Origin of the sequence: Halorussus pelagicus (genome assembly GCF_004087835.1) — an archaeon.
Taxonomy (GTDB): domain Archaea; phylum Halobacteriota; class Halobacteria; order Halobacteriales; family Haladaptataceae; genus Halorussus; species Halorussus pelagicus.
On sequence record NZ_CP035119.1, the window covers coordinates 1,406,728 to 1,428,554 of the forward strand.

The following is a 21,827-nucleotide window of genomic DNA, read 5'->3' on the forward strand; positions in this document are numbered from 1 at the left end:
CCTAAAAACCGAAACTGACTTTATTCTTTAGGCAGGCCTAAAACATATGTCTAGAGAAAGAGACGGTCGTAGCGCACCGACGCGACGGGAATATCTCAAGTACGGTGGGGTCGTCGTCGGCGGCGGACTGATCGCTGGCTGTACCGGGGAGTCCGGTTCGGAATCGACTCCCGAGTCCACCACCTCGGAGACGACCACCGCGACCACCACCTCTGAGACCACCCAAACGTCCTCGGAGGATGAAACCACGACCGAAAGCGAGTCGTACTCGGTTTCGATAGAGCCGGTCGGCGAGGTCTCGTTCGAGGGCGTCCCCGAGACGTGGGTCGCAAACAACGGCAGTTGGGCGGACATGGGTGTCGCGCTCGGCGTCGAACAGCCCGAGGGCATCTGGCTTCCGAGTCGCTACCACACGCAGTATTACGACGACATTCCGGGCGTGAGCGTTGACAAGAGTTCGATTCAGAAGCTCTGGGGCGACGGCGGAGTCGGCAAGGAGCAGTTCTACGAACTCGACGCGGACGTTCACGTCGCGGACCCGAACTTCCTGCTGAATCGCGGGAACTGGGAGCAGTCGGACATCGAGGAAATCAGTACGCAAGTCGCACCGTTTTTCGGCAATAGCATCTTCTCGCGCGGGTACGCGTGGCACGAGGACTACCGATACTACACGCTGTACCAAGCCTTCGAGAAACTCGCGGACGTGTTCCAGCGCCGCGAGCGCTTCGAGGCGTTCGAGCAACTCCACGAGGAGTTTCAGGCGCGCCTCGCGCCGGTCGTCCCCGGCCGGAGCGAGCGGCCGTCGGCCGCCGTCATCTGGGGCGGTGGCGACCAACCCGAGGAGTTCTACCCGTACGTCATCGACGAGGGCACGAGCTTCAAGCACCTCCGCGACCTGAAGGTGAAAGACGCTCTCGCCACGAGCAATCTCAAGGACTTCCACAGTAGCCGCGGCGCTATCGACTTCGAGACGCTACTGGATATCGACCCCGAAGTGCTACTGGTCCGCGGACAGGAAGCCAAGTCCGAGACGGAGTTCCGAGAGACGGTCGTCGAGTTCATGGAGGAAGACACCGTGGCGAGCGAACTCACCGCCGTCCAGAACGACGACGTGTACCGTGCTGGACCGCTCTATCAGGGTCCCATCACGAACCTCGTCGTCACGGACCGTCTCGCTCGGTCGCTGTACGACGCTGACGAAACGCTCTTCGACCCCCAGCGGGTCGCGGACATCGTGAACGGAGACTTCTGACGATGCCCGGCGGTACAAACGACGGGAGCGTCGGCCGCGGTGACGCGGACGGTGATGCCAGTGATGCAGGCGGCGAAGACCGTGACGCGGACGGCGAACGCGACTACGACGTAGTGGTCGTCGGTGGCGGACCGGCGGGAAGCTCGGCCGCGGTCTTCGCCGGTCGCTACGGTCTCGACACGGTGGTGTTCGACTGCGGGCGCTCCTCGATTCAGCGGTGCGCTCATCTGGAGAACTACCTCGGCTTCCCCGCGGGCGTTGACGTTGAAACGTTCTACGGGCTACTGGGTGACCACCTCGCGGCGGCCGGATGCGAACTGGTCGAAGACCTCGTGGAGTCGGTGGTGCCCGCCGAGGGAAGCGAGGGGTTCGTCGTGGAGACCCAAGAGGGTCGGCGCGTCTCGGCCCGCCGCGTCGTCGCGGCCACGCGGTACGACGGCGAGTACCTTCGTTCGTTCGACGACGGGGAGATGTTCGAGACGTACGACCACGATGGCGAAGAAATCGAACGATTCGACCGCTCGTACCCTGATAGCGACGGGACGACGCCGGTGGACGGACTCTACGTCGCGTCCCCGTCCGACGCCGCCGACCGGCAGGCCATCGTCGCCGCTGGTCGAGGCGCGCGCGTCGGACTCGCGGTCGTTCGGGACACTCGTCGCGCTGAGGGTCTTCCCGACTCCATCGCCACGCACTACGACTGGATGCGCCGGGAGGCGGCGCGCGACGAGGAGTGGGCCGACCGCGACCGGTGGCGCGAGTGGTACGACAACCGGCGACCCGACGATTTCGAAGTGGAAGACAGCGGTGCGGACGATTCTGACGCGGACGACGCCGAGTGGGCGCGTTTGCGCGAGCGTGACATCGACCGTCGGTTGGCGACGTATCTCTCGGACGACGAGATGGAAGCGCGGGCCGAACGTGGCCAGCGACGCCTGCTCGACCATATCGACGACGAACTCGTCGTCGAGCGCGCACGCGAAATCGAGACCAAGGGAGAGACCGAAAGCGGAGGGGTCGAGGGTACGGGGGGGAACCAGCGAGTATGACGAGCGAACGCTCCGACGACTCGGCTACGGAGTCGCGCCTCGGTCGCTGGGTCGAGTGGTTCGACGGGTCGCTGTTCACACTCTGTCTCGGCAGTCTGCTCGTGGTCGTCCTCGGGGGTCTCGCGCAGGTGAGTTTCGGCGCGTTCTCGATGACGATAGTCGAGGCGTGGCAGGCCGTGTTCAATCCGGACGTGCTGTTCGACCCGCGAGTCTGGGAGACGTTCCTGCTCGGCGGGCAGTTGAACACTGACGCCCTGCTGAATCCGCTGGCGTGGGACTCGCTCATCGTCAGCGCAGAGCTTCCCGAGATGAGCAAACAGAGTCTCATCGTCTGGAACATCCGACTCCCTCGCGTCCTCGTCGGCGCGCTCGTGGGGATGAATCTCGCCGTCTCGGGAGCTATCTTTCAGGCGGTCACGCGCAACGAACTCGCCAGTCCGTTTATTCTCGGGGTCTCCTCGGGCGCGGGACTGGCGATTCTCCTCACGCTGGTCGTCTTCTCGGGGTTGTCGGCGTTCCTGCCGCTCATCGCCTCTCTCGGCGGTGCGGCCGCGTTCCTCGTCGTCTACGCAATCGCGTGGAAGAACGGAACTAGTCCCGTGCGACTCGTCCTCGCAGGGGTCATCGTCGGCACGGTGTTCGGGAGCCTCCAGACGGCGCTGTTCTTCTTCGCCGACGACATCGGCGTCGTCCAGAGCGCCATCGCGTGGACCACGGGGTCGCTGACCGGCACCGACTGGGAGCAGGTCCGGATGGCCCTGCCGTGGAGTACCGTCGCCGTGGTGCTGGCGGTCGTCACCTCGCGCCAGTTGAACGTCCTGCTGTTGGGGGAGAACACGGCGAGCTCGCTCGGGATGAACGTCGAGAAGGTCCGGTTCGCACTCTCGGGCGTTGCGGTTCTGGCGGCCTCGGCGAGCATCGCCGTCGCTGGCATCGTGGGCTTTGTCGGTCTCATCGTCCCGCACATGGTCCGGACAATCGTCGGAAGCGACTACAAGAAACTCGTCATCGGCTGTATTTTCGCTGGCCCGGCGCTGATGGTGGTCGCCGATGTCGGCGCACGACTTGCGCTGAGTCCCGTCCAAATTCCGGTGGGTATCGTCACCGGTCTCGTCGGCGGGCCGTACTTCCTCTACCTGATGCGCAAACAGGACACGATGGGCGAAATCTGACGACACTCCCGATTTTTCGAGCAGTTTCGTCATCTTCCAGTTGAACATCCCGATCTGTGGCGGCGTCCACATGAACCTCACCGGTCTCGTGGGTATTCTCGCTGGTCCCCTCCTCGGCGCGCTCATCGCGCTCGTGGTGAACGTCTTCTCGGCCGCGCTCGGTCACGGCGCGTCGGCCTGCTCGGTGCGAACACGCTCGTCAACGCTAGCGAAGCCATCGTCGCGTACTACGGCGTTCCGGACGACGAGGCGACTGACTCGGCCCGCTCGTACTCGGTTCTCTCCCCGAAAAATCCGGGCGAGACCAGTCCGCCGGTGCTCTCTCAACTAGACGAATTACGCGTATTCTGTGGCGTCTGCCTTTCGCATTCGCTAACTGTAGAGACGCCGCGCTCGTCGGTCGCATTTTACGCGCGAAAAAGGAACTCTGCTACTTACCGTCGAGCGGATTAGTCGATGTGGCCTTCGGCTCGGAGCTGGTCGGCGTCCTGCTGGGTGTAGCGCCATTCGACGTTGGCTTTCTCGTCCTGCCAGTCCCACGGTTCGACGAGAACGGTGTCGCCTTGCTCGATCCACGTTCGGTACTTCATCCGTCCGGGAATCCGGCCCATCCGGTTTTTGCCGTCTTCGCACTGGACGCGCACGTGGTTGCCGCCGTTGTGTTCGGTTACGACCCCGAAGAGTTCGTCGTCATCGGGCATTCGAAGATTCCGACGCCCTGTGTTTTCACTCATACATTGTAACTGTTCCAGACACGTAAAAACGTCTGGATTGTTCGCGGGGGGAATCCGCTTTCCGAACGATGTGCCGACACGTTGTCGGTCGTCGTTGGGTACGCTACCACTCTGACGGAAGGAGTTCTTGAGACTGGTAACGATTTATCCGTACTCGACGATGAAAGCAGACGCGACTCACCAACGCCTGCGGTAATTCGTGTTCTCTGAACCTCGACTGCTTCACGGCCCACACCATTGTCCGGAAACACGACTTCGCCTCGGACCTCTCGATAGGGGTCCTCGACCGTCGTCGCCCGTTTCCGCCTACGCGTTGCCGAGCCTCCGTCACGATTCTGGTCACGACGGGTGAAAACAACTCTCACTCGGCGTCCGATTCGACGGTCTTAAACGTAACCGGGTACTCGGTAGTGATGTACGCGGCGTCCTGCGGTTTCGGACGTTCGCCACACGCCCAATCCGATGCCCTTAAGTGGAACAGGACACTTCGGATTGAATGTGAACGTGCCTTCGGGGGTCATCCCGCCGAAGGACGACCACGGTTCGATGCCCTTATCCGATGCGGGCATCTCGAACCAAAAGCAGAGAAAGATACGATGCGATTCGCGGAACGTTCAATCCGCTCCGCACTCTCGGACCGCCGACGAGGTTCGATGGGTTTATATCCCATCGACACCAACGTTCGGGTCCGAAGAAGATGAGGATTCCACCCCTGCGGTCCGCCGTACACGATGGAATCTGATGTTAGCTCTGGTAGTTCGGTGACACTCGGTCGGTTACGACCGGCGTCGTCGAACTAACGGACCATAGAAGATAGACACGATATATGTGTCTCCGCCAGAAACCCACCGAGCCACTAGTGCTCGGCAACCATTCCGGTTGATCCTGCCGGAGGCCATTGCTATCGGAGTCCGATTTAGCCATGCTAGTCGCACGAGTTCATACTCGTGGCAGATAGCTCAGTAACACGTGGCCAACCTACCCTATAGACCAGTATAACCTCGGGAAACTGAGGCTAATGCTGGATACGACTCTCAGACTGGAGTGTCGAGAGCCAGAAATGCGTTAGCGCTATAGGATGCGGCTGCGGCCGATTAGGTAGACGGTGGGGTAACGGCCCACCGTGCCGATAATCGGTACGGGTTGTGAGAGCAAGAGCCCGGAGACGGAATCTGAGACAAGATTCCGGGCCCTACGGGGCGCAGCAGGCGCGAAAACTTTACACTGCACGACAGTGCGATAAGGGGACTCCGAGTGCGAGGGCATATAGTCCTCGCTTTTCTGCACCGTAAGGTGGTGCAAGAATAAGGACTGGGCAAGACCGGTGCCAGCCGCCGCGGTAATACCGGCAGTCCAAGTGATGGCCGCTGTTATTGGGCCTAAAGCGTCCGTAGCCAGCCAGACAGGTCCGTCGGGAAATCCACGCGCTCAACGTGTGGGCGTCCGGCGGAAACCAGCTGGCTTGGGGCCGGAAGACCTGAGGGGTACGTCCGGGGTAGGAGTGAAATCCTGTAATCCTGGACGGACCACCGGTGGCGAAAGCGCCTCAGGAAGACGGACCCGACGGTGAGGGACGAAAGCTAGGGTCACGAACCGGATTAGATACCCGGGTAGTCCTAGCTGTAAACGATGCTCGCTAAGTATGACGCACACTACGAGTGTGCGCTGTGCTGTAGTGAAGACGAGAAGCGAGCCGCCTGGGAAGTACGTCCGCAAGGATGAAACTTAAAGGAATTGGCGGGGGAGCACTACAACCGGAGGAGCCTGCGGTTTAATTGGACTCAACGCCGGACATCTCACCAGCTCCGACTGCAGTAATGAAGGTCAGTGTGATGAGCTTACCTGAGGCTGCAGAGAGGAGGTGCATGGCCGCCGTCAGCTCGTACCGTGAGGCATCCTGTTAAGTCAGGCAACGAGCGAGACCCGCATCTCTAATTGCCAGCAGCACCCTTGTGGTGGCTGGGTACATTAGGGAGACCGCCACGGCTAACGTGGAGGAAGGAACGGGCAACGGTAGGTCAGCATGCCCCGAATGAGCTGGGCTACACGCGGGCTACAATGGCCAAGACAACGGGTTCCAACCTCGAGAGAGGGCGGTAATCTCTGAAACTTGGTCGTAGTTCGGATTGAGGGCTGAAACTCGCCCTCATGAAGCTGGATTCGGTAGTAATCGCGCTTCAGAAGAGCGCGGTGAATACGTCCCTGCTCCTTGCACACACCGCCCGTCAAAGCACCCGAGTGAGGTCCGGATGAGGCCCGGTTCCCGGGTCGAATCTGGGCTTCGCAAGGGGGCTTAAGTCGTAACAAGGTAGCCGTAGGGGAATCTGCGGCTGGATCACCTCCTAACGCACGGGACCATCCCCGACGGGGATGGCCCACAGACTCGTCCGTCATTGTGACGGACACGCGAGGGTTCCTCGACGACTCGTTCGCTATACCGACCGAGCACCTTAGAACTACCAGAGCTACACAATCGTCCCCGAGCGGGGACAAATCCATAGCTCAGTGGCAGAGCACCTTCCTTCGGGAGGTAGTCTCAGGTTCGATTCCTGATGGATTTCTGATTGGGCTTGACGTGAACCGTGTCCCTTAAGTGGGAGACGAGAGAACGTTCAAGTCCGAGACAACCGATGCACTACACCGTGAGAGCGCGTGTAGGAAGGGTTCGATGCACGCTCCTACACCACCTGTAGGACGTGACGATGACGACCGTATGTACGTGCAATCCAGGCGTCCACTGGATCCGATGCAGTCAATCCGGGTCACAGTGCGATGTTTACCAACAGCGTGGCTACTGTGCCAGCTGGTGGATGGCTCGGCTCGAGCGCCGATGACGGACGTGCCAAGCTGCGATAAGCCTGAGGGAGCCGCACGGAGGCGAAGAACTCAGGATCTCCGAATGGGAATCCCCTAGCAATTGCCTTGCGCAATAGGGAACGCCGGAAATTGAAACATCTTAGTACCGGCAGGAAAAGAAATCGCAAGAGATGTCGTTAGTAACTGCGAGTGAACCCGACACAGTCCAAACCGAAGCCCTCACGGGCAATGTGGTGTTTCGGACTGACTTGCAGCACCCGACCGAACAGAAGAAGTCTTCTGGAACGGAGCGCGATACAGGGTGAAAGCCCCGTATTCTGTTCTAGTACGGTGTGCGTCAGCTCCAGAGTAACAGGGATTGGAAATTCCTTGTGAATATCGCGGGCATCGACCGCGAAGACTAAACACGACTCGAGACCGATAGCGAACAAGTAGCGTGAGCGAACACTGAAAAGCACCCCACAAAGGGAGGTGCAATAGAGCCTGAAATCAGTTGGCGATCGAGCGATGAGGCTCGAAAGGCCCTGCAATAAACGAGACGAGTGCAAACTCGCAGTAGGACTTGCAGGGAGCCGGTGTCTCATCGTACGTTTTGAAAAACGAACCAAGGAGTGTGTCTGATTGGCGAGCCTAACCGGTTCATCCGGGTAGGCACAGGGAAACCAACATGGCCGCAGCACTTTGTGCGAGGGCCGCCGTCTTCAAGGGCGGGGAGTCAAGCGGACACGACCCGAAACCAGATGATCTACGCGTGGGCAAGGTGAAGCGTGCCGAAAGGCACGTGGAGGCCTGTTAGGGATGGTGTCCTACAATACCCTCCCGTGACCTACGTGTAGGGGTGAAAGGCCCATCGAATCTGGCAACAGCTGGTTCCAACCGAAACATGTCGAAGCATGACCTCTGTCGAGGTAGTTCGTGAGGTAGAGCGACCGATTAGGGGAACCAACTCCGAGAGGAGTTGGTCCCCTTGTCAAACTCCAAACTTACGAACGCCGTCGACGCAGGGACTCCGGTGTGCGGGGTAAGCCTGTGCACCAGGAGGGGAACAACCCAGAGCTGGGTTAAGGTCCCAAAGTGTAGACTAAGTGTAATTTGAAGGTGGTCTCAAGCCCTAAACAGCCGGGAGGTGAGCTTAGAAGCAGCTACCCTCTAAGAAAAGCGTAACAGCTTACCGGCCGAGGTTTGAGGCGCCCAAAATGATCGGGACTCAAGTCTACCACCGAGACCTGGCCATACGGATAACACCGTAACTGAGTAGGTTGGCATTCCGTTCGGATGGAAGCGCGGGCGAGAGTTCGCGTGGACCGACCGGAAACGAAAATCTTGGTCATAGTAGCAGCGTTAGTCGGGTTAGAACCCCGACGACCTGACGAGCAAGGGTTCCTCGGCAATGCTGAACAGCCGAGGGTTAGCCGGTCCTAAGTCTCACCGCAACTCGAATGAGACAACAGGGAAACAGGTTAATAGTCCTGTGCCGCTATACAACAAAACCGACGCCTTGGGAACCATCAAGCCGGGTTTTCGCCCGGTCGAATCCAGGAACTTCGTGGAAGCCGTAATGGCACGAAGCGAACGAAGCTGGAGACAGCGTAAGTTGATGTTACCTAGGGCCCGTGAAAAGGGAGTATAGCGTCCGTACCGAGATCCGACACAGGTGCTCTGGCAGCGAAAGCCAAGGTCTGTCGGGAGCAACCGACGTTAGGGAATTCGGCAAGTTAGTCCCGTAAGTTCGCGATAAGGGATGCCTGCTCCGGATAGGAGCAGGTCGCAGTGACTCGGACGCTCCGACTGTCTAGTAACAACATAGGTGACCGCAAATCCGCAAGGACTCGTACGGTCACTGAATCCTGCCCAGTGCAGGTATCTGAACACCCGGTACAACGGGGCGAAGGACCTGTTAACGGCGGGGGTAACTATGACCCTCTTAAGGTAGCGTAGTACCTTGCCGCTTCAGTAGCGGCTTGCATGAATGGATCAACGAGAGCGTCACTGTCCCAACGTTGGGCCCGGTGAACTGTACGTTCCAGTGCGGAGTCTGGAGACCCCCAAGGGGAAGCGAAGACCCTATAGAGCTTTACTGCAGGCTGTCGCTGGGACACGGTCGCTGATGTGCAGCATAGGTAGGAGGCGTTACAGAGGTATCCGCGCTAGCGGACCACCTAGCCAGCATTGAAATACTACCCGTCAGTGACTGTGACCCTCACTCCGGGAGGAAGACACCGGTAGCCGGGCAGTTTGACTGGGGCGGTACACGCTCGAAAAGATATCGAGCGTGCCCCAAGATTTCCTCATCCGCGTCGGAAACGCGGAACAGAGCGCAAGAGCAAAAGGAAGTCTGACAGTGTCCTTCACAACGCGGGACGCTGACGCGAAAGCGTGGTCTAGCGAACCTATCAGCCTGCTTGATGCGGGCGATAGATGACAGAAAAGCTACCTTAGGGATAACAGAGTCGTCACTCGCAAGAGCACATATCGACCGAGTGGCTTGCTACCTCGATGTCGGTTCCCTCCATCCTGCCCGTGCAGAAGCGGGCAAGGGTGAGGTTGTTCGCCTATTAAAGGAGGTCGTGAGCTGGGTTTAGACCGTCGTGAGACAGGTCGGCTGCTATCTATTGGGGGTGTTACGGTATCTGACGGGAACGATCGTATAGTACGAGAGGAACTCCGATTGGATGCCACTGGTGTACCGGTCGTCCGAAAGGGCGCGTGCCGGGCAGCCACGCATCACGGGGTAAGAGCTGAACGCATCTAAGCTCGAAACCCACCTGGAAAAGAGATACCATCTGAGACCGCTCGTAGAAGACGAGTTCGATAGACTTGGGATGTACGCGCCGAGGCAACGAGGCGTTGAGTCCGCGAGCACTAACTGGTCAAGCCACACATTCATCACCGCACTGCGCCCGATTGATTACATCGGGTCCAGGCGCAAACTGGATTGCACAAAACACATACGGTCGTTTGCATCGAGCTACCGACGTTGGACAATTGTTCGCGGTTCGATTCCGCGAGTCGGCGTTAAGGCGGCCAGAGCGGTGGGGTAAACACCCGTACCCATCCCGAACACGGAAGTTAAGCCCGCCTGCGTTTCGGGGAGTACTGGAGTGCGCGAGCCTCTGGGAAATCCGATTCGCCGCCTGCCATTCATACTGACACCCTCTTCAGGAAGTAGTCCTGAAGGGGGGTTTTGTATTTCGAACGCGACGACGCTCGCCGAGGACCGCTATATTTAAGCGCAACGAGTGACTACCAGAAAGTAGCGCCAAGGTGGCAGAGTCCGGCCGAACGCAGCGGCCTGCAGAGCCGCCTACCGCCGGTTCAAATCCGGCCCTTGGCTTATTTACTTTGCAGAGTTCACACCGATACTGACGAGCGTAGCAGGAATTATTTATTAGCCGCGCCACCTGACTGAGACGACCCCGACGACATGACGTGGGAAGAAATTCAGCAGGACCTCGACGACGACGGGCAGGGTGTTCTCGCTCGACTGCTCCCGAACGTCTTCGCCCACCGCATCTTCGGCGACCCCGAGGAGCGACGGCGGAGACACGAGCGGCGACGTGAAGAGGCCCGAGAGGCGTACGAAAACGAGGTCGAACCGGCGCTCGACCGCTGTGACGACCTCGAAGACGCGCTTTCGCCCGCTGTAGCCGACGGCGAATCGCTTCCGGCAGACGTACCGGCGAAGGGAAAGCAGATAGGGTCCGCACGCGAGAGACTCGCCAATTTCCGCTCGGCCGTAGACAAGGAGTACCTTACCGAGTCCGAGCTTACAGCCGTCTCTCGGGCCGAGGAGTCGCTGTCCGAGTACGAGGTGTTCATCCCAGCGAAACGGCGCTACGACGAGCGAATCGCGTTGGTAACGCGGACCGTCGAGACGCTGGAGACGGCTCTCGAACCGTTCGTAAACTACGACCGCTACATGACTACTACGGTCGAAGAAACGCTCCGAGCGCAGCGCAACGAACTCCGCGAGGACCTCCGGTCGTTACGGTCGGACGTGAACCTCTCGGTGCTTTCGGACGCAGACACCGATCAGTTGGAGCGGGTTGAGGCGTTCTCCGGGTCGGTCTCGTCGTTGCTGGACGGCTACAACGACGAGTTCGTGAATCGTCGAATCGACGACTGCGAGGACTTGTTCACCGACATCGACGACGCTGGCCACGACCTCAACCGCGACCAGTGCGAGGCGGTCGTACGCAACGACACGTACAATCAGGTCGTCGCGGCCGCCGGAACCGGCAAGACGTTCGCGTTGACGTATCGAATCGCCTACCTCGTCACCGAGTGCGGCGTCGCGCCCGACCGAATCGCTGCGCTCACGTACACTACCGAGGCCGCCAAGGAGATGGAGGACCGACTCGAAGCGCAGTTCGGTATCGCCGACGTGACCGTCCGGACCATCCACTCGTTCGCGTACCGAATCGCGCGCGAGGCCGCCGACGGCGACCCCCGGCCGCCGCAGTCCGGCGACGTGTACAACCTCATCGACGACGTGATTCGAAAGGAGACTTCGAGCGGCGAAACCAAGTTCGCCCACCACTACGTCCAGTTTCTCTACCACTACAAGGACGAGTATCTCGACCGAACCGACTTCGAGTCGAAGGCCGACTACGTGGCCGAGCGCGCCGAGCAGACCTACGAGACGTTGGCGGGCGAGACGGTCGCCTCGCGCGCCGAGAAGGTCGTCGCCGACTTCCTGTTCGCTCACGGCGTCGCCTACCAGTACGAGTCCATCGCCGAGTGGGCCGATACCGCCGAGGACAAGGGGGCGTATCGCCCCGACTTCTATCTCCCCGAGTACGACCTCTACATCGAACACTGGGGCATCGACGAGGATGGCGAAGTCGCGCCGTGGTTCTCGTGGACGACCGAGGAGTATCTCGGGAAACTCCGGTGGGCGCGTGGGGAGTTCGACAAAAACGACGAGTACGAACTGATAGACACGTACGACTTCGAGCACCAACGCGACCCCGACCATCTCCGGGCGGTGTTGAAACATCGCCTCGCGCGTCGCGGCGTCGAACTCGACCGGATGGCGTTCGAAGACCTCGTGGACTCGACGTTCGAGTATCACGAGAAGGAGCGTGACATCAAGGAGTCGTTCAAGGAGTTCGTGGAAAACGCCAAAACGTTCGACGTGGGTCCGGACGAGATAGCCGACCGACTCAACCCCGAGCGCCCGCGCCAGTACCACTTCGGACGGTGCGCCGCAATCGTCCTCCGGCGGTACGACGACTATCTCGCTCGCAACGACCTCGTGGATTTCAACGACATGATCTACGACGCCATCGCGGCCATCGAGGACGCGCCCGACGAGTACCGAGGTCGGTACGACCACGTCCTCGTGGACGAGTTTCAGGACGTTGCGATGAGCCAGATACGCCTCGTCAACCGTCTCACCGGGCCGGACGCCGCGAAGCTGTTTTGCGTCGGCGACGACTGGCAGAGCATCTACTCCTTTCAGGGGTCGGAAGTCGAGTATTTCATCGACTTCGAGGAACACTTCGGCCCGGCGGCCGAGACCTATCTCACCGAGAACTATCGGTGTCCGGCGACGGTCCTCGAAGCCGGAAACGACCTCATCCGGAACAACGACGACCAGATAGAGAAGACGGTGTCAGCCGAGAGCGGCCGGGATACGACCCCAAAACTCCACACGCTCGAAGGGTTCACCGACGGTGCGTACGCGCGTCGAGTCGGCGAGTACGCCGCCGACCTCGTGGAGCAGTGCGTCGAGTCGGGGAGCGACCCCGGCGACGTGATGGTACTGTGTCGCTACGACGGCGGCGCGCCCTACCTCGACGAACTCAAGAAGGAACTCGAAACGCGCGAGATTCCCTACGACGGCAAAGAGGACCACTACCGACCGCGCGGATTCGCTGGCGAGCACAGCGACGACTTCGACCCGGAGGTCGGCGTCTCCGCGTTCTCCGTCCACCAGTCGAAGGGCCGCGAGGCCGAACACGTCATCCTCCTCCACGCCGCCGAGGGCGTCTTCGGCTTCCCGGCGGAGGACCGCGACGACGAACTCGTCGCGCCGGTCCGCGAGGTGGCGACCAACACGCTGGCCGAGGAGCGCCGCCTGTTCTACGTCGCCATCACTCGGACTGAGGGCAACCTCCACGTTCTCACGAAGCAGAACGCCGTCTCCCCGTTCGCCGAGGAAATACGCGACTACGTCGATGAAGTCCGCTCGGTCGCGGCACCCGGCGAGGTCGGCGGCCGGACGACGCTCACGGCGGCCGTGAACACGCTCTTCGAGGATACCCACTCCACGCAGCGACAGGCGGGCGTCCTGCGCGACGAGACCGGGACGGTCCGGTTCGTCTCGTGGGAGAGCGACGACCCGCCGGAGGTCGAGGAGGGCGTCTGGTACCGCTTCGAGGACGTGACGGTCAACGAGTACAACGACGACACCCAGATAGTCGTCTCGGGGGACGCGACCACGGTCGAACTGTACCGTGAGGAAACCGACGCGGCGACCCGGTAGCGGCGACGGCCGACCTACGGTCGTCGCGCTTTCAGCACCGGAATTTCTTCGACGCGCTCGTCGGACAGTGCGTCCCAGAACACGCCACTCGGTTTGGCCGAGTCGGTCTCGGTCCGAATCGTCTCCGTCGGCGTCACCACGAAGTCCAGCGGCACGTCGTGGGTCTCGACCGCTACCTCGTCGTCCACGACCTGCGAGTCGTGAACCGTGGTTGCGACAGGCGTCTCGCCGTTTACGAGTCCCAACTCTCGGAGGACGGCGTATTCGAGGTCGCTGTACCCCTCACCTTTCCCCACTCGCGCGCCCGTCGCGGTGACCGCGACGCTCCCCGACACCACGAGGTCGATGCCTGCAACGTCCTCGGGCGCGACCTGCCGAGCGTACGATTCGACGTGCGAGATAGTCGGCGCGCTGTCGTACTCCTCGGGCGGAATCTCCGCGGGGTCGAGTTCGTAGAACGGCTTCTCGTCTCGGAGGCGCGGCACCGCCATGTAGACGGTCTTGCCCTCGCGGAGCGCGCGCCGTCGGACGGGCAGTTGGGGCGCGTCGGGGTTGGCCTTGATGGCGTCGGCCTCGCGCCATTCCTCCGTCTCGGCGAGTCGGTCGGCGGCGTCGCTCGCCCCGGAGAAGTTCGGGATGCGGTCGTGGGGCGGGAAGGGGAATCGGGCGATGCCTTCGGCTTCGAGGTGGTCCCAGATTCGCTCGCGGAGGTTCTGTTTGGACATGCCAGAACGAGGGACCGCGGCGACCGAAAAACCACCTACTGGACTTCGGAACTCGACGCCCGGTTGAGCATGTACACGGCGAACGCGCCCAGAACCAAGTCGAGACCGACCAGCACGGCGACGTTCGGCAGAATCGTCTCCCAGACCCACCCGTCGATGACGAGCGCGCGGGCCGCGTCCACGCCGTAGGTCACGGGGTTGAAATCGCTGATGACCTGAATCCAGTCGGGGAGGAGTTCGACGGGGAGGAACGCCGACGAGACGAACAACAGCGGGAACTGGAGGATGTTCGCGCCGATGATGGTTGACTCTTGGTCGCGGGTAACCAACGCGACGACGTTCGAGAACGCGGTGAACCACCCGGCGAACACGATACCGATGGCGACGATGGCGAGCGCGCCCGCGACGCCGGTAACGACATTCGCGCCGAGGAGGACGCCCAACCCGAGAATGATGAGAATCTGGACCGTGATGCGGAGCATCTCCGCCAAGGTCTTGCCGAGGAACACCGCCGCGCGGTTCATCGGACTCACCAGCACTTTCTCGAACATCCCTTCCTCGATGTCGTTGACGAGACCGATGCCGGATGTTGCGGCCGCGACCAGCGACACCTGAATCACGATGGCCGGGAGGAGAAAGCTCTCGTAGGTGATACTCGTCCCGCCGCGGCTGATGGCTCCGGTGGCGACCTGCCCGAAGACCTGCGTGAAGAGGACGAGGAAGACGATTGGTTGAATCAGCGAGGCGGTCAGCACGAACGGGTTGCGAACCGCCTTCAGGTTCCACCGCTTGAAGTTGACCCACACGTCGGTCCCGAACCCTCGCTCTCCGCCGCCCGTCTCGCCGGGCGCGATGGTCGGCCCGCCCGTCGCCTCGTCGGTCTCGCTACTCATCGCATCACCTCCGCGTCCACCGCGGAGTCGTCCGGCGCTTCCTCCAACTCCTCGCCCGTGATGGCGAGGAACACGTCGTCCAGCGTCGGCGCGCGCACGTTGAATCCGGTGACGGTCAGCCCTTCGTCGCGGAGCGCCACGAGGAGGTCCGTCCCGTTAGTCCGGGCGTTGCGCGCGGTGACGGTCAGGCCGTCGTCGGTCACTTCGACGCTGGCCGAGTCGAAGACGCCCGACGAGCGCGCGACTTCCGCGGCGCGCTCGCGCGCGGCCTCGCCCCCGTCGATTTCGATGTCGAGGAGTTCGCCGCCGACCCGGCGTTTCAGTTCGGCGGGCGACCCGGTGGCGACGATTTCGCCGTCGAGGATAACCGCGATGCGGTCGCAGAGCTGGTCGGCCTCTTCGAGGTACTGGGTGGTCAGAAATATGGTCGTCCCCTGCTCGTTGATACGCTGGAAATATTTCCAGAGTCGGTTTCTGGCCTTCGGGTCGAGTCCGGTGGTCGGTTCGTCCAGAAAGACCAGCGGTGGCTGGTGGACCAGCGCGGTCGCGGCGTCGAGGCGCTTTTTCATTCCGCCCGAGAAGTCGTCGGCGCGCTTGTCGGCCACGTCCGCGAGGTCGGCGAGTTCGAGCAACTCCTCGATGCGCTCTCCTCGCTCGCTCCGAGGGACGCCGTAGGCCTCGCACGCGAACCGGACGTTCTCGCGCGCGGTGAGTTCCGGGTCGATGTTGGTCTCTTGGGCCATGTAGCCGATGGATTCCCGAACCGATTGGGCCTGCTCGCGCACGTCGAACCCGTTGACCCGGATTTCGCCGCCGGTCGGTTTCAACAGCGTCGCCAGCATCTTGATGGTTGTCGTCTTCCCCGCGCCGTTCGGCCCGAGGAAGCCGAAGAACTCGCCTTCGGGCACCGTGAGGTCCACCGACTTCACGGCCTCGGTCCCGTCGCTGTAGGTCAGTGAAGCGTTGTCTGCGGCTATCGCGTTCCTCGATTCGGTGGCTGCGTCCGTATCCATAGTTTTCCCTCGGTGCCGAGAGTCGGTCGCCGACTCTCCGCACTACTCGTCACATACTACGAACGCGAGAAGGATATACGTGGGAGTCCGAAACCGATTCCACAAGTCAGCGACGTTCCACTGGGACTGACTCGCCGCGTTCGGCGCTCTCGTACAGCGCGTCGATGACCGCCATGTTCTCGACTGCTTCGTCGGCGTCGGTGCGCGGGGAGTCGCCCGACTCGACACACTCCGCGAAGCGTTCGACTTCCAGTCGGTACTGGTCGGTCGGCTCGAACGTCTCGACGGCGTGACGGCCGTCAACCTCGTACTCGATTTCGACGCCCTCGTCTCCTCGCGGGACGAACGCCTCGCGCGCTTCGAGCCAGCCGTCCTCGGCCTCGACGCGGTAATACTGGGCGTCGGCGGTCTCGAATCCGCAGGAGACCTCAGCGGTTCGGCCGTCCTCGTACTCCAAGACGCCCGCAAGTTTCGTGTCCACGCCGTAGTCGCCCTCGTCGTGGGTCGTCGCGTACGCGCGCTCGGGGTCTCCGAGGAAGAGACGCGCCGCGCTGACCGCGTAACACCCCACGTCCATCAGGCTTCCACCCGCGAGGTCCGGGTCGAGGCGGACGTTCTCGGGGTCGTCCATCGGGAACTGGAAGGTGGCGTTCACCGACCGAACGTCGCCCAACTCCTCGCGGACGACCGCCACGGCGCGCTCGGTTCTGGGGTGATAGCGGTACATGAACGCCTCCATCAGGGTGACGCCGCGCTCGGCGCAGTAGTCCCCGACTTCGCGGGCCTGCCGCGCATCGACAGCGAGCGGTTTCTCACAGAGGACGTGCAGGCCCGCGTCGGCGGCCTTCTTCGTCCACTCAGCGTGGAGCGCGTTCGGGAGCGGGTTGTACACCGCGTCTAACTCGTCGTCCGCGAGCAGGGCGTCGTAGGAGTCGTAGGCCCGCGGAATGCCGAACTCGTCGGCGAACGCCGCGGCCGAGTCCTCCTCGCGGGAGGCGACAGCGAGCAGGTCGTGGTCGGTGTCCAAAATTGCGGGGACGACTGCCGCGCGTCCGATGTTGGCGGTGCTGACGACGCCGAAGTTCATGCTCGACACGTCGTGGTCCCGACAGAAAAATCACCCTGCTCGCGCCCGTGCGTCTCCCCCCGTCGCTTCCCGAACGCTCTCCGAACTCACACCGCGACGGTCCGGGAGACCCACCCTGTCGCGCCGCTCGGATAGGGCTGAGCGAATTCCTCGGGTTGCACGGTCCCTTCGCCGTCGATTGCTCGGACGACGACCTCGTGTTCGCCCGGCGAGGCCGTCCACTCGTAGCGCCACTGTCGCCACACATCCTCGCCCGGAAGCGGGTCCGAGAGTTCGGTCTCCGTCCACGTCTCGCCGTCGTCGGTCGAGACCTCGACTTTTCGAATCCCTCGCGTGCCCGCATAGGCGTGGCCAGCGACCTCGACGCGCTCTCCCGGCGAGTCGCCTTGACTGCCAGCGAGCGAACTGTCGAGGCGGTTCACGGCGTGGAGTTTCGCCACCGTATTCACCGGGCCAGTGCCGTGCCACCCGCGCTTCTCCCAGTAGCCCTCCTGTTCCTCGTCCAGTATCTCGATTTCCGTGACCCACTTGACGTTGATTTCGCCCCAGTGGCCCGGCACGAGCAGTCTGACGGGGTAGCCGTGGCCGCGCGGGAGTCGCCGACCGTTCATCCCGAACGCGAGGAAGGCGTCTTCGAGCGCGCCGAGCGGGAACTCCTGATAGTACCCGTCTACCGCTCGGACCAGCACACAGCAGTTCTCGGAGCCACCGCTATCTGCTTCGTCGAGCAGGTCGCTCACCGGCACGCCGGTCCACACCGCGGTGTCTATCTTCCGCCCGTTGAGCGACTCGCCGACGCACCGCAGAGTGATGACTCGGTTTTCGACGGTCATCTCGGTCAGTTCTTCAAAGCCGACTGTCACCTCCCGGCCGACCTCGCCCGTCACCGAGAGGTCCCACTTGTCGTCGCTCGGGTTCGGATTCACGTTGTTCACGTCCACCTCGTAGAAGCTCTCGGTTGGGGTCACCAGCCCTGACAGGCCGGAAACGCCGAGTGACTGGTCGGCGGCGCGGGCGAGCAGGTCGTCGGCCTCGCGCTGGGTCGCCTCGCTCGTCACGTCCGAGATAGGACCGGACTCGACGCCCGTGGTGCCAGCGCCCCGGTAGACCGATAGTCCCGCGAACCCGGCGACCGCCCCGAGCGCGGCTATCGCCTTCCGCCGCGAGGTCGAGACCCGAGACGCCCACACGTCGCGCCCGACCGCCCACCCGCGCTCGCCGACGGCGAGCGCCGCGGCCACCGGTCCCGCGACGGCCAGCGACTGCTCGGGCGCGCCGGTCGCCGCGACTGCGAGTAACCAACTGGCGAGACCCCCGGCGACGACCGCGGTGTACGGCACCTCCGAGCGCTTCCCGATTCGAATCGCACCGAGCGCGACTCCGGCAAGCAGGCCGACAGCGAGCGCGACTGCGACACCGAACGCGAGCCGTTGACCCCAGTCGCCAAGCTCCCGAATCGCGGTTGTCGTCACGACACCCGGCGTGAGGTCCACGACGAGCGCGGACACCGGGGCGACGACGAACTCGGGTGTCCGCCCCGCGACGGCGAACGATCCGGCGACCCCGCAGACGCCCGCGCTCATCGCGGTCGCAGTCTCCGCGCGCGAAATGTTCATAGATAACAGTTAGCAGTCTGGCGACAAAGCAGTTGGGTCGGCGAACGGCGTGCAAAGCGGAGAGACGACCTTCACGATAGATATGCCGGAATCGTTCTATCGAAAGCAAAAAAAGCAATCATTAAACGGCGCGCGTCGAAACGCTTCGAACATGCAACGACGAGCCGCGACGGTGTACGCCGTCCTCTTCCTCGTAGTCGCCGCTGGGGCCTACTCGCTCATCGGCGTCGCGCAGGAACCGGGCATCGACCTGCAAGGGGAGACGTACGCCGAGAACGAGACGCTGACCGCCAACGGCATGGAGTACACGGTGGCATCGGTCGGCGACGGAGAGGGAACGCTGGAGCGCGTCAACGAGTCGGCGCGCTACACCGCGACGTGGGCGAACAACACGACCACGCAGTTGGACAACACCACCTACCGGGTCCTCATCCCGAACGAGACCGACCCCGGTCAGTTCACCCTCCGCGAGCAGTTCAACCTGAGTGAGAACACCTCCACGGTCACCCAAGACGGAACGGAGTACGTCGTCCTCAACGGCAGCGACGGCAACCGCTCGCTCGTGCCGGTCTCCGAGTACAAGCGCCAGCAGTTCGGTGAACCCGAGACTCGGCAGTTCTCCGGGGGCGACTCCGTCCAGTTCGAGGGCAACCAGACCACCGTCTCCAACATCACGGTAGACGAGGCGACGCTGGAGTGGACCGCTCCGCGAACGCTTCAGACCTCGCTCGCCGAGGGCACTACCGTCACGCTCGGACCCGAAGACAACAACCAGACGTTCCTCGCGCACTTCCCCGAGGGACAGGACGGCGTGGTCCAACTGGCGTCGAACCCCGACGCGTATCAGTCGCAGGTCGATGACATCGACACCTTCAACGAGCGCATGGCCGGTCTCTGGGGAATCGTCATCCTCAGCGGCCTGACGGTCATCCTGCTGTTCGGACTCGCCTTCCTGCCGAACAAGTAGTCTGCCTGCGATTCACTTTTCCGCCGCGTTTCGCCGCTTGCCGAGTAACCTCGTCAATCAGCACCGAGCGTGTCGTCTCCGAAAAAGAGCTACTGTCGCACGACCCACGCCAGTCCCACACCGATTGCGATTGCGGCGACCGCACCGAGCGACTGGCCGACCATCAGGAGGGCACCGCCGGACTTGTGCGCCCACGGCGTGCCGACGATGGTCGCCAGTCCGACGAGGACCAGCAGGACGCCGAAACCGGTTCCGAGCGGTACGAGTCTATCCGCGTTCGCTGTAGCCATGGTTGGTCTGTCCGGGCGCGCCGGGTTAACTGTTGTTGAAAGAGACTGCGGTCAGTCGCGCTTGCGCGGACTGTCCAACTCGATGTCGGCCGCCTCCAGCAGGTCTTCGACCTCCTCGCGCTTCTCTTGGTGGTCTTCCAAGAACTCACGCATCAACTGGGCGGCCTGCTCTTTACAGTCGCCACAGAGGCGCTCGCCACCGACGCACTCGTCGTAGACTTCCTTGGCGAACTCGTCGTCGTCGCCCGCCAGCAGGTAGGCGTACAGTTCGTAGACCGGACACTCGTCGGCCTTCCCGCCGAGTTCGCGCTGTTTCTCGGCGGTTTCCCGGCCGCCCGTGGTCGCGGCCTTCACCTTGTCGTAGCCGTCTTCGGGGTCGTCGAGCAGGCTGATGTGACTTGCCGGAACTGACGAGGACATTTTTCCGCCCGTCAGGCCGGTCATGAATCGGTGGTAGATGGACGACGGAGCCGTGAATCCGTAGCCGCCGTGGTCGAGTTCGACCTCGCGGGCCAACTGCTCGGCCGCCTCGCGCGACAGGTCGAACGAGTCGATGTGTTCGTCGAACACGCGCTTGTCCCCTTCGACGGCGTCGATGAGCGCCTCGAAGGCCTCCTCGGTCGCGTTCCGGTCGAGGAACCGGGTGCGGGGCCGGAGCGGTTCCATTCCGGCATTTTCGAGTTTTCTCAGGACGGTCTTGAGTGCCTTGTCGCCGCCCCCGACGTTCGCTCGCCCCTCTTCTAACCACTCGGCGGCCTCCTCACAACGCGGTTGGTCCGGGTTTTCGGCATATTCTGCGCGCCCCTCGTAAGCTAGCTGTAAATACTGGTGTTCGTCTTCGTCGGCCTCGAAACTCGCGTAGGCTTTCGTGACGCCGAAGTAGCCCATCCGGGCCGCGAGGTCCCGCACCAGTCGCATGTGGGGGTCTTGGTCCGGGCCGACCGGAATCACGGTCGGCTTGGGTTCGTCCAGTTGCGGATAAAGGATGTCGGCCATCTGCGTGACGACCGACTGCATGTGCGACACGTCGGTCTCGCCGTCGAAGTCGTAGATGGCCTGCAACTCCGAGAAGTTCGTCTGGGAACCCAACTCGAAGGCCAAGTCCTGCACCTCGCGGTCGCCCGACTGCCGATAGAGGGTTCCCTCCTCGGGGTCGAACCCGAGCGCAAGCAGACTCAGCAGGTAGTCGCGGGCGTGTTCGTCTATCTCGTCCCACGTCATCCCGCGGGCGCTGTGGGCTTCGAGGTCGGCGATGAGCGCGTAGGCGTCCCCGCCCTGCTGTTGGTGCCAGATTATCTCGTCGAAGACCAACTTGTGCCCGATGTGTGGGTCGCCGGTCGGCATGAACCCCGAGAGCGCCGCGAAGGGGTCGTCGTTCACCATCGCATCGACCACTCGGCGGTAGTCGCGGTGGCCGAAGATGACGCCCCGGCGCATCAGGTAGTGAGGGTCGGGCACCTCCGGCAGCACCTCGTCGAACTCCTCGATACCGAACTCCTCGAAGAGTTTCCGGTAGTCGGCGACGGTCGCCGACCCCCACGGGTCGAGGGTCGTCTCGCCGCCGTCCGCTGCATCCGTACCGCCGTCGGTGCGAAGGGGTTCGGCGACGCGGTCGCCGTCGCTCGACTCGTCGCCGTCGGCCACACGCCAGTCCTCGCCCGACGCGTGGCTGTGTCTGTCGGGCGATACCTCGGTCTCGTCCGCGGGGTCGTTACCGGTCAT

General features: G+C 62.5%; 13 protein-coding genes, 1 tRNA gene, 3 rRNA genes and 1 pseudogene. 10 read left to right on the forward strand and 8 right to left on the reverse strand.

Annotated elements, in window-relative coordinates; genetic code table 11:
* Positions 1–46 precede the first annotated feature (46 nt).
* The 4 genes and pseudogenes from EP007_RS07105 to EP007_RS18240 all read left to right on the forward strand — a co-directional run.
* Entirely contained in the window at positions 47–1,252 is a 1,206-nt protein-coding gene (locus EP007_RS07105; protein WP_128476993.1) for an ABC transporter substrate-binding protein, read from the forward strand.
* Between the two features lie 2 nt (positions 1,253–1,254).
* Positions 1,255–2,301 (forward strand): FAD-dependent oxidoreductase, encoded by a 1,047-nt coding sequence (locus EP007_RS07110; RefSeq protein WP_128476994.1) that lies wholly within the window; start codon positions 1,255–1,257, stop codon positions 2,299–2,301.
* Entirely contained in the window at positions 2,298–3,473 is a 1,176-nt protein-coding gene (locus tag EP007_RS07115; RefSeq protein ID WP_128476995.1) for a FecCD family ABC transporter permease, read from the forward strand. The genes EP007_RS07110 and EP007_RS07115 overlap by 4 nt, the downstream gene beginning before the upstream one ends.
* Positions 3,474–3,489: 16 nt before the next feature.
* A pseudogene (locus tag EP007_RS18240) lies at positions 3,490–3,704 on the forward strand (energy-coupling factor ABC transporter permease); the annotation flags it as partial.
* A gap of 218 nt (positions 3,705–3,922) precedes the next feature.
* Here the strand turns inward: EP007_RS18240 and EP007_RS07125 are convergent.
* Positions 3,923–4,207, reverse strand: a complete 285-nt coding sequence (locus EP007_RS07125) for a translation initiation factor eIF-1A (protein WP_128476996.1) — start codon at positions 4,205–4,207, stop codon at positions 3,923–3,925.
* 872 nt (positions 4,208–5,079) lie between these two features.
* On the opposite strand from EP007_RS07125, the gene EP007_RS07130 reads away from it, so the two are divergent.
* The 5 genes from EP007_RS07130 to EP007_RS07150 all read left to right on the forward strand — a co-directional run bounded on the left by EP007_RS07130 (position 5,080) and on the right by EP007_RS07150 (position 13,514).
* Positions 5,080–6,551, forward strand: a 16S ribosomal RNA gene (locus EP007_RS07130).
* A gap of 438 nt (positions 6,552–6,989) precedes the next feature.
* Positions 6,990–9,908 (forward strand): 23S ribosomal RNA (locus EP007_RS07135).
* 132 nt (positions 9,909–10,040) lie between these two features.
* A 5S ribosomal RNA gene (gene rrf, locus EP007_RS07140) occupies positions 10,041–10,163 on the forward strand.
* Together the 16S, 23S and 5S rRNA genes with 1 tRNA gene alongside form the textbook arrangement of a ribosomal RNA operon.
* 119 nt (positions 10,164–10,282) lie before the next feature.
* Positions 10,283–10,358 (forward strand) — tRNA-Cys (locus EP007_RS07145).
* A gap of 90 nt (positions 10,359–10,448) precedes the next feature.
* Positions 10,449–13,514, forward strand: a complete 3,066-nt coding sequence (locus tag EP007_RS07150) for a UvrD-helicase domain-containing protein (RefSeq protein WP_128476997.1) — start codon at positions 10,449–10,451, stop codon at positions 13,512–13,514.
* Positions 13,515–13,528: 14 nt separating this feature from the next.
* Here EP007_RS07150 and EP007_RS07155 read toward each other — a convergent pair whose 3' ends face one another.
* From EP007_RS07155 to EP007_RS07175, 5 genes are all read right to left on the reverse strand, one after another.
* Entirely contained in the window at positions 13,529–14,239 is a 711-nt protein-coding gene (locus EP007_RS07155; protein ID WP_128476998.1) for a 5-formyltetrahydrofolate cyclo-ligase, read from the reverse strand.
* A 35-nt stretch (positions 14,240–14,274) separates the two neighbouring features.
* Positions 14,275–15,132 carry an ABC transporter permease gene (locus tag EP007_RS07160; protein ID WP_128476999.1) on the reverse strand — a complete coding sequence of 286 codons (858 nt, stop codon included), beginning with the start codon at positions 15,130–15,132 and terminating at the stop codon, positions 14,275–14,277.
* Positions 15,129–16,145 (reverse strand): ABC transporter ATP-binding protein, encoded by a 1,017-nt coding sequence (locus EP007_RS07165; protein WP_128477000.1) that lies wholly within the window; start codon positions 16,143–16,145, stop codon positions 15,129–15,131. The genes EP007_RS07160 and EP007_RS07165 overlap by 4 nt, the downstream gene beginning before the upstream one ends.
* Positions 16,146–16,251: 106 nt before the next feature.
* On the reverse strand, positions 16,252–17,232 hold the full coding sequence (locus EP007_RS07170; RefSeq protein ID WP_128477001.1) for a Gfo/Idh/MocA family protein: 981 nt from the start codon (positions 17,230–17,232) through the stop codon (positions 16,252–16,254).
* Between the two features lie 86 nt (positions 17,233–17,318).
* The gene (locus EP007_RS07175; RefSeq protein WP_128477002.1) at positions 17,319–18,848 is read right to left on the reverse strand and encodes a molybdopterin-dependent oxidoreductase; all 1,530 of its coding nucleotides are present in this window, start codon (positions 18,846–18,848) and stop codon (positions 17,319–17,321) included.
* Positions 18,849–18,999: 151 nt separating this feature from the next.
* Between EP007_RS07175 and EP007_RS07180 the strand changes: the two genes are divergently transcribed.
* Complete coding sequence (locus EP007_RS07180; protein ID WP_128477003.1) at positions 19,000–19,815, forward strand: hypothetical protein; 816 nt, start codon at positions 19,000–19,002, stop codon at positions 19,813–19,815.
* A gap of 89 nt (positions 19,816–19,904) precedes the next feature.
* Here the strand turns inward: EP007_RS07180 and EP007_RS07185 are convergent, their stop codons facing one another.
* Positions 19,905–20,105: a hypothetical protein gene (locus EP007_RS07185; RefSeq protein ID WP_128477004.1), complete on the reverse strand. Its 201-nt coding sequence runs from the start codon at positions 20,103–20,105 to the stop codon at positions 19,905–19,907.
* A gap of 51 nt (positions 20,106–20,156) precedes the next feature.
* Complete coding sequence (locus tag EP007_RS07190; RefSeq protein WP_128477005.1) at positions 20,157–21,827, reverse strand: tryptophan--tRNA ligase; 1,671 nt, start codon at positions 21,825–21,827, stop codon at positions 20,157–20,159.

Coding starts and splice junctions, on each gene's coding strand:
- EP007_RS07105 (WP_128476993.1), top strand. CDS start 47: ATGTCTAGAGAAAGAGACGGTCGTAGCGCACCGACGCGACGGGAATAT.
- EP007_RS07110 (WP_128476994.1), top strand. CDS start 1,255: ATGCCCGGCGGTACAAACGACGGGAGCGTCGGCCGCGGTGACGCGGAC.
- EP007_RS07115 (WP_128476995.1), top strand. CDS start 2,298: ATGACGAGCGAACGCTCCGACGACTCGGCTACGGAGTCGCGCCTCGGT.
- EP007_RS07125 (WP_128476996.1), bottom strand. CDS start 4,207: ATGAGTGAAAACACAGGGCGTCGGAATCTTCGAATGCCCGATGACGAC.
- EP007_RS07150 (WP_128476997.1), top strand. CDS start 10,449: ATGACGTGGGAAGAAATTCAGCAGGACCTCGACGACGACGGGCAGGGT.
- EP007_RS07155 (WP_128476998.1), bottom strand. CDS start 14,239: ATGTCCAAACAGAACCTCCGCGAGCGAATCTGGGACCACCTCGAAGCC.
- EP007_RS07160 (WP_128476999.1), bottom strand. CDS start 15,132: ATGAGTAGCGAGACCGACGAGGCGACGGGCGGGCCGACCATCGCGCCC.
- EP007_RS07165 (WP_128477000.1), bottom strand. CDS start 16,145: ATGGATACGGACGCAGCCACCGAATCGAGGAACGCGATAGCCGCAGAC.
- EP007_RS07170 (WP_128477001.1), bottom strand. CDS start 17,232: ATGAACTTCGGCGTCGTCAGCACCGCCAACATCGGACGCGCGGCAGTC.
- EP007_RS07175 (WP_128477002.1), bottom strand. CDS start 18,848: ATGAACATTTCGCGCGCGGAGACTGCGACCGCGATGAGCGCGGGCGTC.
- EP007_RS07180 (WP_128477003.1), top strand. CDS start 19,000: ATGCAACGACGAGCCGCGACGGTGTACGCCGTCCTCTTCCTCGTAGTC.
- EP007_RS07185 (WP_128477004.1), bottom strand. CDS start 20,105: ATGGCTACAGCGAACGCGGATAGACTCGTACCGCTCGGAACCGGTTTC.
- EP007_RS07190 (WP_128477005.1), bottom strand. CDS start 21,827: ATGACCGGTAACGACCCCGCGGACGAGACCGAGGTATCGCCCGACAGA.